This is a genomic window from Bradyrhizobium sp. NBAIM08 (genome assembly GCF_020193935.1).
Lineage (GTDB): Bacteria > Pseudomonadota > Alphaproteobacteria > Rhizobiales > Xanthobacteraceae > Bradyrhizobium > Bradyrhizobium yuanmingense.
Genome location: NZ_JADYVR010000009.1, coordinates 182,359 through 199,656 on the forward strand (window position 1 = coordinate 182,359; position 17,298 = coordinate 199,656).

General features: G+C 65.3%; 17 protein-coding genes. 4 read left to right on the top strand and 13 right to left on the bottom strand.

All coding sequences use genetic code 11. The features are described 5' to 3' along the window. The first annotated feature begins 38 nt into the window (after window positions 1–38). Window positions 39–431 carry a Co2+/Mg2+ efflux protein ApaG gene (gene apaG / locus I6F37_RS27860; protein ID WP_024337101.1) on the top strand — a complete coding sequence of 131 codons (393 nt, stop codon included), beginning with the start codon at window positions 39–41 and terminating at the stop codon, window positions 429–431. A gap of 188 nt (window positions 432–619) precedes the next feature. Here the strand turns inward: apaG and I6F37_RS27865 are convergent, their stop codons facing one another. From I6F37_RS27865 to I6F37_RS27875, 3 genes are all read right to left on the bottom strand, one after another. Next, window positions 620–1,627 (bottom strand): Hsp33 family molecular chaperone, encoded by a 1,008-nt coding sequence (locus I6F37_RS27865; RefSeq protein ID WP_109142180.1) that lies wholly within the window; start codon window positions 1,625–1,627, stop codon window positions 620–622. A gap of 169 nt (window positions 1,628–1,796) precedes the next feature. Then, window positions 1,797–2,732 carry an ornithine carbamoyltransferase gene (argF, locus tag I6F37_RS27870; RefSeq protein ID WP_036042744.1) on the bottom strand — a complete coding sequence of 312 codons (936 nt, stop codon included), beginning with the start codon at window positions 2,730–2,732 and terminating at the stop codon, window positions 1,797–1,799. Further along, window positions 2,732–3,940, bottom strand: coding sequence for an aspartate aminotransferase family protein (locus I6F37_RS27875; RefSeq protein WP_225128474.1), 1,209 nt, complete (start codon window positions 3,938–3,940; stop codon window positions 2,732–2,734). The genes argF and I6F37_RS27875 overlap by 1 nt, the downstream gene beginning before the upstream one ends. Before the next feature lie 459 nt (window positions 3,941–4,399). On the opposite strand from I6F37_RS27875, the gene I6F37_RS27880 reads away from it, so the two are divergent. After that, on the top strand, window positions 4,400–4,912 hold the full coding sequence (locus tag I6F37_RS27880) for a GcrA family cell cycle regulator (protein WP_036001664.1): 513 nt from the start codon (window positions 4,400–4,402) through the stop codon (window positions 4,910–4,912). A gap of 300 nt (window positions 4,913–5,212) precedes the next feature. Here the strand turns inward: I6F37_RS27880 and phoB are convergent, their stop codons facing one another. The 10 genes from phoB to I6F37_RS27930 form a co-directional block, all read right to left on the bottom strand. Further along, a complete protein-coding gene (gene phoB, locus I6F37_RS27885) occupies window positions 5,213–5,920 on the bottom strand; it encodes a phosphate regulon transcriptional regulator PhoB (RefSeq protein WP_008143479.1) in 708 nt (235 codons plus the stop codon). A gap of 22 nt (window positions 5,921–5,942) precedes the next feature. Further along, window positions 5,943–6,659, bottom strand: a complete 717-nt coding sequence (phoU, locus tag I6F37_RS27890) for a phosphate signaling complex protein PhoU (protein WP_036001670.1) — start codon at window positions 6,657–6,659, stop codon at window positions 5,943–5,945. Between the two features lie 11 nt (window positions 6,660–6,670). Beyond that, window positions 6,671–7,492 (bottom strand): phosphate ABC transporter ATP-binding protein PstB, encoded by an 822-nt coding sequence (gene pstB / locus I6F37_RS27895; RefSeq protein WP_036020413.1) that lies wholly within the window; start codon window positions 7,490–7,492, stop codon window positions 6,671–6,673. After that, window positions 7,489–8,334 (bottom strand): phosphate ABC transporter permease PstA, encoded by an 846-nt coding sequence (gene pstA, locus I6F37_RS27900; RefSeq protein ID WP_036001676.1) that lies wholly within the window; start codon window positions 8,332–8,334, stop codon window positions 7,489–7,491. Before pstA ends, pstB begins: the two co-directional genes overlap by 4 nt. A gap of 4 nt (window positions 8,335–8,338) precedes the next feature. Beyond that, the gene (gene pstC / locus I6F37_RS27905) at window positions 8,339–9,328 is read right to left on the bottom strand and encodes a phosphate ABC transporter permease subunit PstC (protein ID WP_036001678.1); all 990 of its coding nucleotides are present in this window, start codon (window positions 9,326–9,328) and stop codon (window positions 8,339–8,341) included. A 135-nt stretch (window positions 9,329–9,463) separates the two neighbouring features. Beyond that, window positions 9,464–10,477: a phosphate ABC transporter substrate-binding protein PstS gene (gene pstS / locus I6F37_RS27910; protein ID WP_036042759.1), complete on the bottom strand. Its 1,014-nt coding sequence runs from the start codon at window positions 10,475–10,477 to the stop codon at window positions 9,464–9,466. 149 nt (window positions 10,478–10,626) lie between these two features. Further along, entirely contained in the window at window positions 10,627–11,919 is a 1,293-nt protein-coding gene (locus tag I6F37_RS27915; protein WP_036001680.1) for an ATP-binding protein, read from the bottom strand. A gap of 46 nt (window positions 11,920–11,965) precedes the next feature. Next, window positions 11,966–13,021 (bottom strand): lysylphosphatidylglycerol synthase domain-containing protein, encoded by a 1,056-nt coding sequence (locus tag I6F37_RS27920; RefSeq protein WP_036001683.1) that lies wholly within the window; start codon window positions 13,019–13,021, stop codon window positions 11,966–11,968. 448 nt (window positions 13,022–13,469) lie between these two features. Continuing rightward, on the bottom strand, window positions 13,470–13,772 hold the full coding sequence (locus tag I6F37_RS27925; protein WP_036001688.1) for a hypothetical protein: 303 nt from the start codon (window positions 13,770–13,772) through the stop codon (window positions 13,470–13,472). A gap of 2 nt (window positions 13,773–13,774) precedes the next feature. Continuing rightward, window positions 13,775–15,169, bottom strand: coding sequence for an OmpA family protein (locus tag I6F37_RS27930; protein ID WP_225153254.1), 1,395 nt, complete (start codon window positions 15,167–15,169; stop codon window positions 13,775–13,777). A gap of 164 nt (window positions 15,170–15,333) precedes the next feature. On the opposite strand from I6F37_RS27930, the gene I6F37_RS27935 reads away from it, so the two are divergent. Both I6F37_RS27935 and I6F37_RS27940 read left to right on the top strand, forming a co-directional pair. Next, window positions 15,334–16,392, top strand: a complete 1,059-nt coding sequence (locus I6F37_RS27935) for a polysaccharide deacetylase family protein (protein ID WP_225153256.1) — start codon at window positions 15,334–15,336, stop codon at window positions 16,390–16,392. 91 nt (window positions 16,393–16,483) lie between these two features. Further along, the gene (locus I6F37_RS27940; protein WP_225153258.1) at window positions 16,484–17,296 is read left to right on the top strand and encodes an SDR family oxidoreductase; all 813 of its coding nucleotides are present in this window, start codon (window positions 16,484–16,486) and stop codon (window positions 17,294–17,296) included. Window positions 17,297–17,298: the final 2 nt, after the last annotated feature.

Genomic DNA, 17,298 nt, shown 5'->3' on the forward strand with positions numbered 1-17,298 from the left:
GTTTGGTTCCCGGGGCGGATTTCGGTATGATGACAGCCATGTACCGCGCCGTGACCCGCCAGATCGAAGTGACCGTCGAGCCGAACTTTGTTCCGGAGCAATCGTCGGCCGACCGCTCGCGCTACTTCTGGTCCTACACCATCGTCATCACCAATTCGGGCGAGGAGACCGTGCAGCTCAAGACACGGCACTGGATCATCACCGATGCCTCCGGCCGCCAGCAGGAGGTGAAGGGCGAAGGCGTGGTCGGCGAGCAGCCGATCCTCGCCCCCGGCGAACGCTTCGAATACACCTCCGGCGTGCCGCTCTCGACCGCCTCGGGCTTCATGACCGGCCGCTACCAGATGGTCAGCGAAACCGGCGAGCGTTTCGAGATCGACGTGCCGACGTTTTCGCTGGACAGCCCCGACAACAAGCGGGTGTTGAATTAGAGAGGCGAGTTCGCCGTAACACTCACAACTGTCATGCCCCGGCGTGACCGGGGCATCCAGTACGCCGCGGCCTCTCGTTTCGATCAGCATCGTCTCGGAGTACTGGATCGCCCGATCAAGTCGGGCTATGACACCGCGCGTGTGGCACTGCTCCACTCGACATTGCGAGTGCAGCGACGCGGGTAGGCTCAGGCGTCCTCGACGCCCGCCTCGTGCGGCGTGAACTGATACACCGACGAGCAGAACTCGCAGGTGACGACGACCTTGTCGTCCTTGACCATGGCGGCGCGGTCGTCGTGCGAGAAGCTCTTGAGCATCGCGGCGACCGCATCGCGCGAGCAGGAGCACCGCGCCTCGAGCACCTGCGGATTGAACACACGCACGCCGCGCTCGTGGAAGAGGCGGTAGAGCAACCGCTCGCCGGAGAGCTCGGGATCGATCAGCTCGACGTCTTCGACCGTCTCGATCAGCGAGCGTGCCTCGACCCAGGCATCGTCTTCCGCGACGCTGTGCACCTCGGTGCCGTCGGGCGCATCGCCGGGATGCAAGTCCGCCTGCCGCGCGCGCTCCGGCGCCTTCGGCAGAAATTGCATCAGCATGCCGCCGGCGCGCCAGCGATGCTTGCCGCCGTCGCTCGAGCGCCACTCCTCGCCGACCGCGAGGCGCACGCGCGTCGGGATCTGCTCGGAGCGCAGGAAATATTCGTGGGCGGCGTCTTCCAGGCTGCCGCCGTCGAGCGCAACCAGGCCCTGGTAACGGCTCATGTCGGGGCCCTGGTCGATGGTCATGGCAAGATGGCCGCGCCCGAGCAGCGTGCCGGAATCCTTGGCCGTGCCCAGGCGCGAGGCGTCAAAGCGCGCATAGGCGCGCAGGCGGTCCGGGGCCTTGTAGTCGACCACCAGGAACGACACCGGACCGTCGGTCTGGGCCTGAAGAATGAAGCGGCCCTCGAATTTCAGCGTCGAGCCGAGCAGCGTCGTCAGCACGATGGCCTCGCCGAGCAGCTTGCCCACGGCTGCGGGATAATCGTGCTTGGTGAGGATGTCGTCGAGCGCGGGGCCAAGCCGCACCAGGCGCCCGCGCACGTCAAGCGCGTCGACCTCGTAAGGCAGCACGGCGTCATCGATCGGAACCGATGATGGCGCGCGAACCGGGCCTTCAGGCCCGGTGTTCATGTCAGGAGACTGGGAAACCATGGCGCTTTATCTGGGGTCGTTCGATGCAAATTGAAAGAGGCACGCCCGCATTCCGTCGTCCGCGGAACGACGAGTGCGTAGCCCGGATGGAGCGCAGCGCAATCCGGGGGGTCTTTCCACGCGTTGAGAACCCCGGATTTCGCTGCGCTTCATCCGGGCTACAAGAAGGCTACTTCACCGCGTCGAAGCACCAGGCCAAGATGCCCTTCTGCGCGTGCAGGCGGTTTTCGGCCTCGTCGAACACGACCGATTGCGGCCCGTCGATCACCTCGTCGGTGACCTCCTCGCCGCGATGGGCCGGCAGGCAATGCATGAACAATGCGTCCGCCTTGGCCAGCGACATCAGCTTGGCATTGACCTGGTAGGGCTTGAGCACGTTGTGGCGGTGCTCGCCCTCCTTGTCGCCCATCGACACCCAGGTGTCGGTGACGACGCAATCGGCGCCGCGCACGGCGGCTTCCGGATCGGTGCCGAGCACGATCGGCGCGCCCGTCGCCTTGATCCAGTCGCGCATGGCCTTTTTCGGTGCGAGCTCCGGCGGCGTTGCGACATTGAGCTGGAATTTGAAGCGCTCGGCGGCATGGGCCCAGGACGCCAGCACATTGTTGTCGTCGCCGGTCCAAGCCACCGTCTTGCCCTCGATCGGGCCGCGATGTTCCTCATAGGTCATGAGGTCGGCCATCACCTGGCAGGGATGCGAACGCCGCGTCAGGCCGTTGATGACGGGCACGGTGGCGTTGGCCGCAAGCTCCAGCAGCGCATCATGGTTGAGGATGCGGATCATGATGGCGTCGACATAGCGCGACAGAACCCGCGCGGTGTCGGCGATGGTCTCGCCGCGGCCGAGCTGCATCTCGGCGCCGGTGAGCATGATCGCCTCGCCGCCGAGCTGGCGCATGCCGACGTCGAACGAGACGCGGGTGCGGGTCGAGGGACGCTCGAAGATCATCGCCAGCGTCTTGCCTTCGAGCGGCCTGACCGGCTGCTGCGCCTTCTGCTTCGCCTTCATCGCCGAAGAGGCGGCGAGCATGCTCTTGAGCTCCGAGAGCGGCAGCTCGTTGATGTCCAGGAAGTGCTTGGGAGCTTTGTTGGGCGTCGTGCTCATCAGCTTGCCGCCCGCTTGGTCTGGCTGGAGGAGATCGCAGCGCAGGCGCGCTCTAACCGGCCGACGCTGTCCTCGATCTCCGCTTCCGTGACGATCAGGGGCGGCAGGAAGCGCACGACATTGTCGCCGGCCCCGACGGTGAGCAGCTTTTCGGCGCGCAGCGCCGCGACGAGATCGCCCGAGGGCACCACCGCCTTGATGCCGATCAGCAGGCCCTCGCCGCGCACCTCGCTGACGACATCAGGATGACGATCGATCACGGAGGCAAGCTTCTGCTTGAGCAGCAGCGACATCTTCTGCACGTGGTCGAAGAAGCCGGGCTTGAGCATGACGTCGAGCATGGCATTGGCAGCCGAGATCGCGAGCGGATTGCCGCCGAAGGTCGAGCCGTGCGAGCCGGGCCCCATGCCGGCCGCCGCGTCCGCGGTCGCCAGCACCGCGCCGATCGGAAAGCCGCCGCCGAGCGCCTTGGCGAGCGACATCACATCCGGTGTGACGCCGGTGCGCTTGTAGGCAAAGAGCTCGCCGGTGCGGCCCATGCCGGTCTGCACCTCGTCGAAGGCGAGCAACAGGCCGCGCTCGTTACAGAGTTCGCGCAGCGCCCTCAGGAAGGCGTGAGGTGCAGAACGAACGCCACCCTCGCCCTGGATCGGCTCGATGAGAATGCCGGCGGTGTGCGGACCAATCGCCTTCTTCACGGCGTCGAGGTCGCCGTGCGGCACCTGATCGAAGCCGTCCATCGGCGGACCGAAGCCCTCGAGATATTTCGCAGAGCCGGTGGCGGCGAGCGTCGCCAGCGTGCGGCCATGGAAGGCACCCTCGAAGGTGATCATGCGGTAACGCTCCGGATGCCCCTTGGAGAAGTGATGGTGGCGCACCAGCTTGATCACGCCTTCCAGCGCCTCGGCGCCGGAATTGCAGAAGAACACGAAGTCCGCAAAGCTCTCATTGCAGAGGCGGCTTGCGAGCTTCTCGCCGTCAGGGCTCTGGAACAGGTTCGACATGTGCCAGAGCTTGGTCGCCTGCTCCTGCAACGCCTTGACCAGCGCGGGATGGACATGGCCGAGCGCATTCACCGCGACACCCGAGGTGAAATCGAGATAGCGATCGCCGTTGGTCGCGATCAGCCAGCAGCCTTCGCCGCGCTCGAAACCGAGGTCGGCCCTGGCGAAAACGGGGAGCAAATGCGGCGCTGCGCTGTTAGTCATGACGTCACTTGAATGTTGCGGACGGCGTGAGGCATGCATTGCGCGACGCACCATCGACCGGCCCCGGAAAACGAAACGTGCCGCCTTTTAAGGGCGGCACGTGGCACTATCTTATGCCTGGCAAGACGGGTGTCAATGCCGCCCGGAAAGCCTCGCGAAACGCTGATTCCGTAGTCTTGCGGTGCCGATTTTGCGGGTTTTTCACCACGGAACATGTGGAAGCGAGTCGGCGGACTCTTGCGCGGGAGTCACGCCATATTGTAGCGTTTGGACTGTCAGATACGACATCTCGTGCAGCAGTTCTGATCCCAGAAGTCCTCATGTACCGGCGTAAACGTTCGGGCGGCTTGAGCGCGCCCGGCGAGCCTTAAGGGATTCTGACGGCACGGGTTTTTCAAGGCTAAAGCATTCGCTGCGAAGGCCCCAGGATGGCAGGCGCGCAGCGAGGGAAAGGGTGCAATGACGGTTTTGACCTGGTCCGATGATCGCGTCGAGCAGCTGAAGAAGCTCTGGGAGGCCGGACTTTCGGCCAGCCAGATCGCGGCGGAGCTCGGCAATGTGACCCGCAATGCCGTGATCGGCAAGGTGCACCGGCTCGGCCTGTCCGGCCGCGCCAAGAGCCCTTCATCGGCAGCGCCGCGGCCGCGCAAGGCACGGCCCGCGCAGCATATGATGCGGGTGACCCGCCCCGTCGCGCGCGGCAACACCGCGTTGGCGCAGGCCTTCGAGGTCGAGTTGGAAGCCGAGCCGGTTACCTACGACAACGTGGTGCCGATGAGCCAGCGGCTGTCGCTGCTGGAATTGAACGAGGCGACCTGCCACTGGCCGGTCGGCGATCCCTCGAGCCCGGATTTCTTCTTCTGCGGCGGCAAGGCGCTCTCCGGCCTGCCCTATTGTGCCCAGCATTCGCGCGTGGCCTATCAGCCCGCAGCGGATCGCCGTCGCGCAGCACCGAAACCGGGCACGCGGTGAGCTTGCGGAATTCCCTGATCGCCAAGCTTTGATCGCCAAGCTTGATCGCCAAGACTGCAGCCGTCACACGATGACGGCTCCCAATCGCTCGGTGTCATCCCCGCGAAGGCGGGGATCCGTAACCGCGGGGCGCAATCGTTGCGCGAGATGGTCACTCCGAGTCTTCGCCAAACCACGTCCTGTGGCTAATCGCGAACAGCGCAAGCGCTCGCGCTGAGATCCCGGGCTGGCGCTGCGCGCGCCCCGGGATGACGGCCGAGATCGGCGCCGCAGTTCGCCAAACCAGCTGTCGCTGGCGCCTTACGTCTGCTCAGCCTTCGCGAAGCGATCGTCCAGCGCGTAGCCGGCGCCGCGGACGGTGCGGATCGGGTCCTGCTCGCGGCCAAGGTTGAGCAGCTTGCGCAGGCGGCCGATATGGACGTCGACGGTGCGCTCGTCGATGTAGATGTCGCGGCCCCAGACGCTGTCGAGCAGCTGCTCGCGCGAGAACACGCGGCCGGGATGCTCCAGGAAGAACTCCAGCAGGCGATATTCGGTCGGACCGAGATCGATCGGCCGGCCCGAGCGCGCCACGCGGCGCTTGTCGCGGTCGAGCTCGATATCGCCATAGGCGAGCACGGTGGCGAGGCGCTCGGGACTCGCACGCCTGAGCAGGCCCTTCACGCGCGCAAGCAGCTCCGGCACCGAGAACGGCTTGACGATATAATCATCCGCGCCGGTCGCGAGCCCGCGCACCCGTTCGCTCTCCTCGCCGCGCGCGGTGAGCATGATGATCGGCAGCTGCTTGGTCTCGGGGCGGGTCCGAAGCCGCCGGCACAGCTCGATGCCTGACAGGCCCGGCAGCATCCAGTCGAGCACGATCAGATCGGGAATGTGCTCCTTGAGGCGGGTGTCGGCGTCATCGCCGCGCATCACCGTCTCGACGTCATAGCCGTCGCCTTCGAGGTTGTAGCGAAGAAGCTCGGTGAGAGCTTCCTCGTCCTCAACCACCATAATGCGTGCGCCCATGTGGTCGTAGCTCCTTAAGTCGTCAGGTGTTCGGCACCGTCGTGGCGAAGGTCGTCATGTCGCCCTTCGGCCGCTTGTCGGTGATCGCCTGGCCCTCGATCATGTAGAACACGGTCTCGGCGATGTTGGTGGCGTGGTCGCCGATCCGCTCGATGTTCTTGGCACAGAACATCAGGTGGATGCAGAACGAGATGTTGCGCGGATCCTCCATCATGTAGGTGAGGAGCTCGCGGAACAGCGAGGTGCAGATGGCGTCGACTTCTTCGTCGCCCTTCCACACCGCCATCGCCGCCGGCAGGTCGTGCGCGGCATAGGCGTCCAGCACCGACTTGACCTGCTGCTGCACGAGGTCGGTCATGTGCTCCAGGCCGCGGAACAGCTTGAGCGGATGGAAATCCGTCTCCAGCGCCGCGACGCGCTTGCCCATGTTCTTGGCGAGATCGCCGATGCGCTCGAGATCGGTCGCAACGCGCATCGCGCCGACGATCTCGCGCAGGTCGACGGCCATCGGCTGGCGGCGGGCGATGGTGAGCACGGCGCGCTCCTCGATGCGCTTCTGCAGCGCGTCGAGCTCGACGTCGGTGGCGACGACGCGCTGGCCGAGCGCGACGTCGCGGCGGATCAGCGCGTCGACGGAATCGACGATCATGCGCTCGGCGATGCCGCCCATCTCGGCGACCAGGCGGGTGAGCTCCTGAAGGTCGCTGTCGAAAGCCTTTACGGTATGTTCAGAACCCATGTTCCGTCTCCTCAGCCGAACCGGCCGGTGATGTAATCCTGCGTGCGCCGATCGCTCGGCGACGTGAAGATCTTGCTGGTGTCGTCGAACTCGATCAACTCGCCGAGATACATGAAGGCGGTCTTGTCGGAAACGCGCGCCGCCTGCTGCATGTTGTGGGTGACGATCGCGATCGTGTAGTTCTCGGACAATTCCTGGATCAGCTCCTCGACCTTGGCGGTCGAGATCGGGTCGAGCGCCGAGCAGGGCTCGTCAAACAGGATCACCTCGGGCCGCACCGCGACGGTGCGGGCGATGCAGAGGCGCTGCTGCTGGCCGCCGGAGAGCGACAGGCCGGAGGCATTGAGCTTGTCCTTGACCTCGTTCCACAGCGCGCCACCGCGCAGCGCCTTCTCGACGCGGTCGTCCATCTCGGACTTGGAGATCTTCTCATAGAGACGAATGCCGAAGGCGATGTTCTCGTAGATCGTCATCGGGAACGGCGTCGGCTTCTGGAACACCATGCCGACCCGGGCGCGGAGCAGGTTGAGGTCGAGCTTGGGGTCGAGGATGTTGGTATGGTCGAGCAACAGCTGACCGTCGGCGCGCTGGCCCGGATAGAGATCGTACATCCGGTTGAAGATGCGCAGCAGGGTGGACTTGCCGCAGCCGGACGGGCCGATGAACGCCGTGACGCGGTTGGTGCCGAGCGCCAGGTTGATGTTCTTCAGCGCGTGGTGGTCGCCGTAGTAGAAGTTGAGGTTGCGCGCCGTGACCTTGGCGGGCGCCTCGGGCAGGGGCTGCGAGCCGGGATGAACGGACGGTGCGCTGACGGAAACAGACATTTCACTCATTTTGCAGTCCTCTCGGCGCCAAGGATGCGCGCGCCAATGTTAAGGGCAAGCACGGTCAGGGTGATCAACAGCGCGCCGCTCCAGGCGAGTTGCTTCCAATACTCGTAGGGGCTCTGCACGAAGTTGTTGATGGTGACAGGCAGGTTCGCCATCGTCTTGTTCAGGCCGAGGCTGAAGAACTGGTTCGACAGCGCCGTGAACAACAGCGGAGCGGTCTCGCCGGCGACGCGGGCGGTCGCCAGCAGCACGCCGGTGATGAGGCCGGAGCGCGCGGCACGATAGGCGATGCGCTTGATCACCAGCGAGCGCGGCAGGCCGAGCGCGCTGGCAGCTTCGCGCAACGGATTCGGCACCAGCAGTAGCATGTCTTCGGTGGTGCGCACGACGACCGGGATCACGATGACGGCAAGCGCCAGCGCGCCCGCAATCGCCGAGAAGCCGCGCATCGGCACCACCACCGCGCCATAGATGAAGAGGCCGATGATGATCGAGGGTGCCGACAGGAGAATGTCGTTGATGAAGCGGATCACCGAGGTCAGCTTGTCGTTGCGGCCGTACTCGGCGAGATAGGTGCCGGCGAACAGGCCGAGCGGCGCGCCGATGCCGACGCCGATCACGGTCATGATCAACGAGCCGACGATGGCGTTGCGCAGGCCGCCCTCGGTCGATCCGGGCGGCGGCGTGTCAGCTGTGAAGACCTGGAGGTTGAGCCCGGCCAGGCCGTTGTAGAGCAGCGTGACCAGGATCAGCGCGAGCCAGGTGACGCCGAAGGCGGCGGCTGCGATGCAGAGGCCGCGAATGACGATGTCCCAGCGGCGGCGGCGCGAATAGATCGGGTTCATGGCTTCACTTCCCGGCCTTGGTTTCGAGGCGCAGCAGCATCAAACGGGCGGCAGCGAGCACGAAGAACGTCAGCACGAACAGCAGGAGGCCGAGCAGGATCAGGCCGGACTGGTGCAGGCCGTCGCTCTCGGCAAATTCGGAGGCGATCGCCGCCGAAATCGTCGTGCCCGGCGCGAAGATCGACGAGGAGATCCGGAACGAGTTGCCGATGATGAAGGTCACCGCCATGGTCTCGCCGAGCGCCCGGCCCAGCGCCAGCATGACGCCTCCGATGATGCCGACGCGGGTGTAGGGGATCACCACGCTGCGGACGACCTCCCAGGTGGTGCAGCCGACGCCGTAGGCGGCTTCCTTCAGCACCGGCGGCACCGTCTTGAACACGTCGACCGAAATCGAGGTGATGAAGGGCAGCACCATGATGGCGAGGATCAGCGCGGCGTTGAACAGGCTGAGATAGGACGGGGGCCCTGCGAAGATCGCGCCCAGCACGGGGACGCCGTCGAACACCCTGATCATGAAAGGCTGGAAGGTGTTGGCCAGGAACGGGCCGAGCACGAAGAAGCCCCACATGCCGTAGATGATCGAGGGGATGCCGGCGAGCAGCTCAACCGCCATGCCGATCGGGCGCCGCAGCCATTGCGGGCAGAGCTCGGTGAGGAAGATCGCAATGCCGAGACCGACGGGAATGGCGATCAGCATCGCGATGAAGGAGGTGACGAGCGTGCCGTAGATCGGCCCGAGCGCGCCGAGCACCGGCGGATCGGCCGAGGGCGCCCAGCGCTGCGTCCACAGGAAGGAGATGCCGAACTCCTGGATCGCCGGGAAGGCGCCGACGATCAGCGAGATGATGATGCCGCCGAGGATCAGCAGCACCGAGATCGCGGACAACCGCGTGATCCAGTAGAAGGTGACGTCGCCGAGCTTGAACGCGCTCAAGGCCTTGGCGCGATCATATGGACCGGCAGCATCAATCACATTGCTCTCAACAGCCATCTCAGCCACGCCGATCCCCTATACCCGTTTTATTTACGCTTGTTGTTGGTGGCGCGCTCCGGATGCGGCAGGAGGCCGATCCGGAGCGGAGATCTTGCAGCGTCCCGGAACCGTGTCCGGGACACATATAGCGCCTTAGCTCTTGATCTCGGCAGCCCAGGTCTTCTCGATCTGCTGGACGACGCTGTCCGGCATCGGAATGTAGTCGAGCTCCTCGGCCATCTTGCCGCCGTTCTTGAAGGCCCAGCGGAAGAACTTGATCGCTTCCTGCGCGGCCGCCTTGTCGGTGGCGGACTTGTGCATGAGGATGAAGGTCGCCGCCGTGATCGGCCAGGACTTCTCGCCGGGCTGCTCGGTCAGGATGACGTAATAGCCGGGAGCCTTGGACCAATCGGCGTTGGAGGCGGCCGCCTGGAAGGCCTCGACGGTCGGCTGCACCGGCTTGCCGGCCTTGTTGACGAGACCGGTGTGGGTGAGCTTGTTCTGCTTGGCATAGGCGTATTCGACATAGCCGATCGAGTTCTTGGTCTGGCTGATGTTGCCCGACACACCCTCGTTGCCCTTGGCGCCGACGCCGACCGGCCACTCGACCGCGGTGCCCTCGCCGACCTTGCTCTTCCAGTCCGCGCTGGCCTTGGAGAGATAGTTGGTGAAGTTGAAGGTGGTGCCCGAGCCGTCCGAACGACGGACCACGGTGATGGCCTCTGACGGCAGCTTCGCGCTGGGATTGAGCTTCTTGATCGCGGCATCGTCCCACTTGGTGATCTTGCCGAGATAGATGTTGGCCAGGGTCTCGCCGTCGAAAACCAGCTCGCCCGGCTTCACGCCCTCGATATTGACGACGGGGACGATGGCACCCATCACCATCGGCCACTGGACGAGGCCGTCCTTCTCGAGCTGCTCGGCCTTGAGCGGCGCGTCGGTGGCGCCGAAGGTCACGGTCTTGGCCTGGATCTGCTTGATGCCACCACCCGAGCCGATCGACTGGTAGTTCAGACCGTTGCCGGTCTCCTTTTTGTAGGCGTCAGCCCACTTCGAATAGATCGGGAACGGGAACGTCGCGCCGGCACCGGTGATGTCGGCCGCAAAGGCTACCGTCGTCGATGCGGCGACCAAGCCGGCAGCGACCATGGTTTTGAGGAAATTCATGCTGGTCTCCATACAGGGGAGCGAAGCGCCATCCGCGCCCGATCGCGCTCCCCGCGCCGCCGCTTTAGGGGCGGTCGGCTGTGCTTTTACGAAGGTTTCGTGACAGTTGGATGACGAAACCAAGCAATTGAAATTGCTTGCGTTTCCGATCAAGCCGGAGTCTTGATCTGGGGAAAACAGGCGGTGAAAGTGGCGCCCTGCCTGGGCACGCTTTCGATCAAAAGGCGGCCGCGATGACGGTTAAGGATATGTTTCACCAACGATAACCCGAGCCCGGTGCCGCCTTGCGAGCGGCTGTCGCCGACGTCGACCCGGTAGAAGCGCTCCGTCAGACGCGGCAGGTGCTCCGGCGCGATGCCCGGGCCGAAATCGCGGACCATGACCCGGATTTCCTGAGTTCCGTCAGCGGCGGCGCTCGAGGTCAGCGACACGATGACGCGCCCGCCGGAGGCGCCGTATTTGAGCGCGTTCTCGATCAGGTTCTCGAACAGGCGGAGCAGCTCCTCGCGGTCCCCCGCGATCATCACCGGCGGCTCCGGCAGGTGGATGTCCACCTCGACCTGACGCTCGCGCGCCAGCGGCTCGAGCCCGTCGGCGACCTGACGGATGATCGGGACGAGATCGACCAGGGTGTCGGGCCGGACATGGGCCGACAGCTCGACCCGCGACAGCGACAAGAGATCGTCGATCAGGCGCGCCATGCGCGTGGCCTGGTTGTGCATGATGCCGAGGAAGCGCTCGCGCGCCTTGGGATCGTCCTTGGCCTGGCCCTGGAGCGTATCGATGAAGCCCGACAGCGCCGCCAGCGGCGTGCGCAGCTCGTGGCTGGCATTGGCGACGAAGTCGGCGCGCATCTCCTCGACCCGGCGCAGCGGCGTCTGGTCGTGGAAGGTCATCAGCATGCATTTGTCGGCGCCGCCGAAGCTGGTCGGCACCGGTACCGGCGTGATGATCAGCTCCATCCAGCGATCGACCGGAACATGATCGAGATAGGTCGCGCGCCGCGGCTCGGTGGTCGCGATGGCCTCGCGCAGCGCGGTGATGATCTCCGGCGAGCGCAGCGCGAACTGGGCGAGCTCGTTCTTGCGCAGCGCCGGCGCGAGCTGGGCGGCGGCGGCGTTGAGGTGGATGACGCGGCCGGCCCGGTCGAGCAGCACCGCCGGATCCGGCATGCCGGCGACCACCGCGGCCACCGCCGCGCTCTCGACCGGGTTGATGCGTCTGACGTCGTCGCGGGAGGTGGCGGGATCGTGCAGCCGCCACGGGATCAAGGCAGCCGCCGCGATGCAGAGGAACACGATTGCAGCGTGCAGCGCCGACAATTCGCCGAGCGAGACCACGACGGACAGCGCCAGCGCCGCGGCGATCAGGATGATGGTCGAGTGCCGCAGCCGATCGGACCAGGGCTGGGCGGAGGGAGAAGAGGGGGCGTCGATCGCCATCGGGGCGGACTTCTCCTGGGGACTGTCCTTAAGGACCTGACACCGGTCAGGCGCCGCTGTCGCTGCGCTCTCTCACATAGGCGGCTTCAGGCGCCGGGCCGGGGTCCAGCTTGAGCGCCGCCTGTTGCAAGCGCTTCGATCGGGCGCCGATTATAACCTCTCGAAACGTCAGCAAGATTACAGATAAGACGAACGGAGACAGATAATAGAGGACGCGGAACAGGAGCATGCCGCCCAGCAGCTCCTCGCGGTCCATCTGCCAGAGCCCGACCAGCATGGCGGCATCGAACACCCCCAAGCCTCCGGGTGAATGGCTGGCGAAGCCGAGCAGGGTCGCCGAGACGAAGATCACCGCGACCATCACGAAGCCGAGATTGGGCTCGTCGGGGACCAGCACATACATCGCCAGCGCGCAGAAACCGAGATCGACGATGCCGATCGCGATCTGGAGCAGCGTCAGCGGGCCGCCCGGCAGCACCACCGTCCAAGGGCCGCGGCCGACCACCCGCGGCTGGCTCCAGACCCAGATCACGTAACCGATCAGCGCCACGATGATCATCAGCGCCAGTGTCCGGTTCAGCCAGACCGGCAGCTGGTCGATCGAGGCTGCCGCCTCCGGATGGTAGGCGATGCCGAGGCCGAGCACCGCGGCATTGCCCAGCCAGAAGGTCAGGCCGGCGAGAAAGCAGATTTTTGCGACGTCGATCGCGTTGAGCCCATAGGCCGAATAGATGCGGTAGCGCACCGCCCCGCCGGTGAAGACGGAGGCGCCGACATTGTGGCCGATCGAATAGCTGGTGAAGGCCGCGAGCGCGTTGATGCGATAGGGCACATGGGCATGGCCGATCGCGCGCGTGGCGAAGAGGTCGTAGAAGGTCAGCGTGAAATAGCCCGCAGTGACGAATAGCGCCGCCATCGCAATCTGGCTCGGCTCAGTGCTCTTGATCGCTTCGAGGACCTCGTTGAAATCGATGCCGCGCAGCATGTGGTAGAGCACGTAGCAAGCGATGCCGATGACCGCGATGCTGATCACGACTCCAAGCTTATGCAGGACTTGCTTCTGGCGCAGAAACGTCGTCGCCCTGCGTATGGCTTCCAGCATCTAGACCTCGAACAACGCTTCAGCGGCCAGGGTGGCCGGCGGACAGGCGGACGCGCAGGCATTCAACGAACCCTCGCCGCCGGCGCCGGAATCGCGCATGCCCCCTGCCCCTCCACTAGCGCGTTTTCGGCCGAAGTGGAATTCGCCAATTCGAACAAAAACACGTGCCTTCAATATTTTAGGCAGGGTCGCAGCTCCCAGTGCAGAATTTGGCGCTTTCGTCGGCAAGGCTTGGCGCGAATCTCCAGGCGATCCTGCGCAGGGGCCATGAAGTTTTGATGATTTCGGCCGCACAATGTTCCGTCACGCCTTAAGCCAACGTCAATCTATGGAGCCGGCCTGCCTGTTGAAAGAGGGGTGACTGGAGCGGCCAGGTCCCGGTTTTCCAATGCGCCGAAAGGCCGCGGCGGAGCACACCCCGCCCCGCGCGTGAGGGTGCATAGCAACATCACACAGCGGCTGGCGGCGCGGTACGCGAGACCACCCGATCGCGCAGCCACGCTCCGATCGTGCCGCCGACGAGATAGCAGGCGAACATGATCAGGCCGAGGTCGAGCCAGTAGCCGAAACGACCGGGGACCACATGGGTGAGAGAGGCCGCGACCAGGGCGGCGGCAAGCACTGCGAGCCACCGCGCAATCACCTTCGAGGTGCCGTTGCCGCGCTGGACCACCGAGATCCAGCCCATGCAGAAGCCCAGCAGCAGCGAGCCGATCAGCCAGCCCAGATGGAACGAGACGAGATAAGGCATCGTCACCTCACCAGAAATTCGATGCGGCGGTTCTGCGCCTTGCCTTCATCGGTGTCGTTGCCGGCGACGGGCTGCGTGCTGCCATGGCCGACCGCGGTGAAGCGGCTGGCAGGAAGGCCCGCCTTGACCAGATAGTCGATCACCGCCTGCGCGCGCTTTTCCGAAAGGGCCTGGTTGAAGGCATCCTCGCCATCGGCGTCGGTATGTCCGACGACCTCGATATTGGTGGTGGGGCAGCGCAGCGCAGTCTCGATGAGGCGATCGAGAATGCCGGCCGAGTCAGGATCGATGTCCGCGCGCCTGTTCGCGAAGCGGATCTTGCCCTTGGTCAGAAGCTCCGAGAACAATTGCTGGCACACGGTGCCGTCGACCGGGCCTGCGGCGGGCTTCACCGTGATCTCCGGCTTATACTGCCAGTTCTTCGGGAAGTCCTTGCCGAGGCCTGCGCGGATCTCGTTGGCGGCGCCCTCGTAGAGCGCATCGCCCGAGAGCTTCACCTCGCGGTCGGAGACGACCAGCGTGCCGGTCGACAGCCGCGACAGCGCGCCGAGCGCGGCGATAACAGCCGTGCTGAAGGAGCCGGGGGCGCCGATGCTGGCCTTGAGATTGTCGACGACCTTTTCGGTGAAGAACTTTCGCGAGGCGCTGGTGCCGATCGCGGCGTGGACGTTGTTGTCCGGAACATAGCCGGTCAGCGTCACCGTCGCAGCCACCGGATCCTTGTAGGCCTGGAAGATGTAGGGCGGCGCCTTGATCTCGTTGGCCGCAATCGAAAAACCCTCGGGCAGGTTCTTCAGCGCAGCCGCGATCGCCTCACGACCGCCGAGTTCGCGCGCCATGCCCGACAGATTGACGTTGGTGTCGGTGATCGTGATCTTGCCGTCCTTCAGCTTGCCGATTTGATCCAGCAGCAGCATCGCGGCGGCTTCGAACCGGGGCGGCGCCCCGCGCGCCAGCCCCATCTGGTCGGCGACCTCGACGCCGCCGACTTCCTTGCGGGCCGCCTCGGTCAGCCGGGCCCTCATCGATGGCAGCGGCGCGGAGCCCGACAGCGTCACCCGCACCACGTCGCGCTCGGCATTCCAGACGAAGGGCTTGGCCTCGGGAACGAGGCGCGTCCGGTCGTCGACCAGCCGCACGCCGGGCACGGTTTCGACCGCCATCACTGCGTCGCGGCGCCCCTCCTCGGAGAAGGCGTCCGCGGCCAGGCTGACGTCGCGGCCGTCGACCGCGATCCGGGTCTTGTCCAGAACGGTGTCCTTCAGCGCAGCCGAGCTGCGGGCCGACAGATCAGCCTCGACCGGTAAGGTATTATTCCAGGCCGCAAATCCCCACATGACGGCAAGGGGGATCAACCCCGGCCACCATTTGCTGGCCCACGAGAAAAGCTTCTGCATTCGACGACCCGACCTCTGGAAACGGAGACAAAACAAACCCTTGGCAGGCTGTCAAACCGGAAATGGCCCTGGTCCCAAGGCCCGGGTGGGACAATCGGAATAACTTTTTCTTCAAGGGTTCTTCCGTAAGTTGAGGCCGGAATGCCAAAGTCCCCCACCCGGTCATGAAACAACTGCGTAACAACGTCATCCGCGCCGGGCTGGGAGCACTCTATCTCAGCGGGGCGCACCACCTGTTGCGCCCGCTCTTGTCGGGCGTCGGCGCCATTTTCATGCTGCACCATGTGCGGCCGGCGCGCGAGGCCGCGTTCCAGCCGAACCGGCATCTCGAGGTCACCCCCGACTTCCTGCGCGCCACGCTGTGCCATTTGCGCTCGCGCGACATCGACATCGTCAGCATGGACGAGCTGCATGAGCGGCTGGTGCAGGGCCGGTTCGACCGTCGCTTCGCCGCCTTCACCCTCGACGACGGTTACCGCGACAATCTGGATTACGCGCTGCCGGTGCTGCGCGAATTTGACGCGCCGCTGGCAGTCTACGTCACGAGCGATTTTGCCGACGGCACCGGGCGATTGTGGTGGACGGCGCTGGAGGCCGTGATCGCCAAGGCCGAGCAGATCGACATTCAGATCGGCAATTCCGCCCTGCGGCTCGATGCGAACAGTGTCGCGGCGAAGCAAGCGGCATTCGACCGCCTGCACGACTGGCTGCGCGCGCTGCCGGGCGAGCAGGATCTTGCGCGCGAGATCGGGGCGCTGTGCAGGACTTACGGCGTCGACATGGAAGCGCTGTGCCGCGGCTTGTGCCTGTCCTGGGCCGAGCTCAAGTCCTTTGCCGCCGATCCGCTGGTCACGATCGGCGCGCACAGCATCAGCCATTGCAATCTCGCCAAGCAGACGGAAGACATCGCCGCGCAGGAGATGGCCGCAAGCCGCGCGCGGATCGAGCAGGTGCTGGAGCGCCCCGTGCTGCACCTCGCCTATCCCTATGGCGACCGCGACGCCGCGGGCGCGCGCGAATTCGCCCTTGCCGCATCCGCCGGTTTCAAGACCGCGGTGACGACGCGGCCCGGCATGCTGTTCGCGGAGAACGCCGGCCACATGACCGCGCTGCCCCGCGTCTCGCTCAATGGCAATTATCAGGACGCGCGGATCCTGCCGGTGCTGACCTCGGGTGCCGCGACCGCGATGTGGAACGGCTTCCGCCGCATCGCGGCGGCGTAGGCCTCAATCTGCACTGGTCGAGGACAAGCGTGCCTTCCTTGACACCCCTCCCCGCTCCGCCCACAACCGGCGGCAACCAAGGGAGGGACGCATGTTCAACGATCTGTTCTCGCTCAAAGGCCGCATCGCGCTGGTAACCGGCGGCTCGCGCGGCATCGGAAAGATGATCGCGGCGGGATTTCTCAGCGCCGGCGCGGCAAAGGTCTACATCACCGCGCGCAAGGCCGGCCCCTGCGAGGCCACCGCCAAGGAGCTCAGCGCGCAATATGACGGCGAATGCATCGCGCTGCCGATCGACATCTCGACCGTTGCCGGCGCCGAGCTGCTGGCCAGCGAGTTCGGGAAACGCGAGTCCCGGCTCGACATCCTCGTCAACAATGCGGGCGCCGCCTGGGGCGCGGAGTTCGACGAATTTCCGGAGAACGGCTGGGACAAGGTGATGAACCTCAACGTCAAGGCGCCGTTCTTCCTGACCAAGGCGTTGGCGCCGACGCTGCGCACGTCAGCGAGCGCGGAACGGCCGGCGAAGGTGATCAACATCGCCTCGATCGACGGCATCTTCGTCAATCCCGGCGAGACCTATTCCTATGCCGCGAGCAAGGCCGGGCTGATCCATCTGACGCGGCGCATGGCGGTGAAGCTCATCCCGGACCACATCGTGATCACGGCGATCGCGCCGGGCCCGTTCAAGTCCGACATGAACCGCGCCGCGCGCGACCACGCCGACGAGGTTGCAACGCGCGTCCCCGTGGGCCGCATCGGCACCGACGAGGACATGGCAGGCGCTGCGATCTACCTCGCCTCGCGCGCCGGCGACTATGTGGTGGGAGCGACCATCGCGGTGGATGGCGGCATCGTCTATGCGAACCCCGGGATCAAGGGCAGCGGGTGGGATAGCGATTGATC